Source organism: Variovorax sp. 01T439_2 (assembly GCF_056398445.1).
Genome location: NZ_JBFTPJ010000760.1, coordinates 1 through 2,935, shown reverse-complemented (window position 1 = coordinate 2,935; position 2,935 = coordinate 1). Strand labels below are relative to the sequence as shown.

General features: G+C 67.7%; 4 protein-coding genes. All 4 read right to left on the bottom strand.

All coding sequences use genetic code 11. The features are described 5' to 3' along the window. Nucleotides 1–732, bottom strand: a 732-nt coding sequence (locus tag AC1DOC_RS27315) for an Hpt domain-containing protein (protein ID WP_478084614.1), incomplete at its 3' end; no start/stop codon positions are given. A gap of 43 nt (nucleotides 733–775) precedes the next feature. Then, nucleotides 776–1,723 carry a flagellar motor protein MotB gene (gene motB, locus AC1DOC_RS27310; protein ID WP_015866931.1) on the bottom strand — a complete coding sequence of 316 codons (948 nt, stop codon included), beginning with the start codon at nucleotides 1,721–1,723 and terminating at the stop codon, nucleotides 776–778. 18 nt (nucleotides 1,724–1,741) lie between these two features. Then, complete coding sequence (gene motA / locus AC1DOC_RS27305) at nucleotides 1,742–2,602, bottom strand: flagellar motor stator protein MotA (protein WP_015866932.1); 861 nt, start codon at nucleotides 2,600–2,602, stop codon at nucleotides 1,742–1,744. A 63-nt stretch (nucleotides 2,603–2,665) separates the two neighbouring features. Further along, nucleotides 2,666–2,935, bottom strand: a 270-nt coding sequence (locus tag AC1DOC_RS27300) for a FlhC family transcriptional regulator (protein ID WP_478130882.1), incomplete at its 5' end; no start/stop codon positions are given.

Genomic DNA, 2,935 nt, shown 5'->3' with positions numbered 1-2,935 from the left:
GGCCGGCGCCGCTGCAATGGGCGCGGCCGCAGGAGCCGCATCGCCGCCAGCCGGCTCGGCCGTGATCTCGATCTGCGACTCGTCGATGACGAAGCAGCACACGGCCACGATGTCGTCGGGCGCGCAGCTGGTGTCGAGCAGCACCGTGAGCTGGTCGCCGCTGCGCGTGCGCGACAGCAGCTTGCCGAGGTTGCCGAGCTCGTCGGCGAGCAGCTCGCACTCGCTGTCGGACAGGCGCGAGAAGCGGATGCGCAGCGCCCCGCCCGGTGCGGGCGCCGCGGTGGTGGCAGTGGCAATGGGTGCGGGCGCGGGCACGGGTGCCGGTGCAGGCGCCGCCTGGGCACCGCCGCTCTCCAGCGCCAGCTGGCGCAGCACCTCGCAGATGTGCGCCACGCGCTCGGGGTCGGGTTCGTTCTCGGCCTGGTAGGCAATCAGTTGTTCTTGCAAGGCGTCCTTCGTTTCCAGGAATGAATCGATCATCGAGCGGCTCAGCGTCAGCTGGCCGTGGCGCGCGCGGTCCAGCAGGGTTTCCAGAAGATGGGTGGTGTCGGTCAGCGCAACGAAGCCGAAGGTGGCCGCGCCGCCCTTGATCGAATGCGCGGCACGGAAGATGGCGTTGAGCTGCTCGCTGTCGGGCGCCTCGGCGTCCAGCTCGAGAAGCAGCTGCTCCATCTGCGCCAGAAGCTCGACGGCTTCGACAAAAAATGCCTGTGTGAACTGACTGAGATCCATCGTTGCTCCGAACCGGCGTGCATGCGTGCCGGCGTCAATGTCTTTAGGGGTGCGTGGCTGCCGGCGACCCTTTGACGGTCACCTTGAGGTTGTCGGTGGGCGCGGAAAGCAGTGGCGGCGGCGAAGCCTTCGCCCTTGCCGGCAGGATGGCGCCGGCGCCCCCACCGCCGCTGTTCTCGTTCTCGATCTGCTGCTGGGTGCGGTGGTTCAGCAGGATGATGCTGATGCGCCGGTTGATCGGGTTGCGCGGATTGCTGCGGTCCAGGTGCATGCTGTCGGCCAGGCCGACCACGCGCAGCACCTTGTTCTCCGCCATGCCGCCCATCACCAGCTCGCGCCGCGAGGCGTTGGCCCGGTCGGCCGACAGCTCCCAGTTGCCGTAGGAGCGGTCGCCGTTGCTGTAGACGAAGGCATCGGTGTGGCCCGACAGCGTGATCTTGTTGGGCAGCTCGTTGAGCGTGGGGCCGAGCTCGCGCAGGATGGCGCGCATGTGCGGCACCACCTGCGCACTGGCCAGATCGAACATCGGGCGGTTCTCGTTGTCCACGATCTGCAGGCGCAGCCCCTCAGTGGTGATGTCGATCAGGATCTGCGAGCGGAACTGGCGGAACACCGGGCTGTTCTCGATGAGCTTGTCCAGCCGCTCCTTCATGCTGGCCAGGCGGTCCGCATCGGCGTCGTCCTCGGCGTCGGCGCGCTGCACCTCGCCGTCGGCCCGCGTGCTCGGGTCCATGCCGCCGCCGGGCACCACGCTGATGCTGGTGCTGCTCTTCTCGCCGCCGCTGAGCGCCACCTTCAGCGGCATGCGGAAGTGCTCGGCGATGCCCTCGCGCTGCTTCGGCGAGGTATTGGACAAGAGCCACATCACGAGGAAGAACGCCATCATGGCGGTCATGAAGTCGGCATAGGCGATCTTCCAGCCGCCGCCGTGCCCGCCGCCCCCATGGGCGGCCACGCGCCTGACCACGACCCTGTGCTTTTCGGTGCTCATGACGATGCGCCGCGCCGCTCAGCGCGCCTTGACTTCGCGCACGTGGCTGTCCAGCTCGGTGAAGCTGGGCCGCTCGGTCGAGAACAGCACCTTGCGGCCGAACTCCACCGCCAGCTGCGGCGCGTAGCCGTTGAGGCTCGCAAGCAGCGTGACCTTGGTGCACTGGTACAGCTTCATGCCCTCGGACACCTTCTGGTCGATCAGCGAAGCCAGCGGCGAGACAAAGCCGTAGGCCAGCAGCACGCCAAGGAAGGTGCCCACCATGGCGTGCGCGATGAGCGCGCCCATTTCCGAGGGCGGCAAATCGGCCGAGCCCAGCGCATGCACCACGCCCATCACGGCCGCGACGATGCCCAGCGCGGGCAGCGCATCGCTCACGCGCGAGAGGCTGTGCACGGGCATCTCGGCCTCGTGCTTGATGGTCTCGATCTCGTGGTCCATCAGCGCCTCAATCTCGAACGCATCGGTGTTGCCGCTGATGACCAGGCGCAGGTAGTCGCACAGGAACTCCATCACGCCGGCATCGGCCAGGATCTCGGGGTAGCGGCGGAAGATCTCGCTTTGCGCCGGGTCCTCCACGTCGGACTCCAGCTTCATCATCCCTTCCTTGCGCGCCTTGGCCAGCAGCTCGTAGAGCAGCGCGAGCAGGTCCAGGTAGAGCTGCCGGTTGTGCTTGGACGAGCGCAAGAGCAGCGGCAGCTCCTTGAGCGTGGCCTTGATCGTCTTGCCGTTGTTGCCGGCCAGGAAGGCGCCCAGCGCGGCGCCGCCGATCATCAGCAGCTCGACCGGCTGGAACAGCACGCCGAAGTGCCCGCCCATGAGCGCATAGCCGCCGAAGACGGCGCCAACCACCACCAGATACCCAACCAAAAGGAGCACGCGCTTCCCCTATTGCCCTTGAGGCGTCGATTCAAAAGCCCTGCCCGGCGGGCAGGGTCCGTGTCAGTGGAGGCCCGCGCCGCCCGGCGCCGCCTCCACGCCAAAACCCATGCCTTCGATGCCGAGCGCGCCGGCCTCGCCATCGGCGCCGCGCTTGGCGCCGCGCGCCTTGCCCGCTCGCGACGGCGGCCTGCAGAGCACGCACACGTAGCCGCTCTTGTGGTCGTGCGCATGCGCGACGAACTGGCCCGAGCAGCGGCAGCAGGTGCTCAGCTGCAGCATGTCGCTGTCGAAAAAACGCACCATCGTGTAGGCGCGCGTGAAATCCAGAAT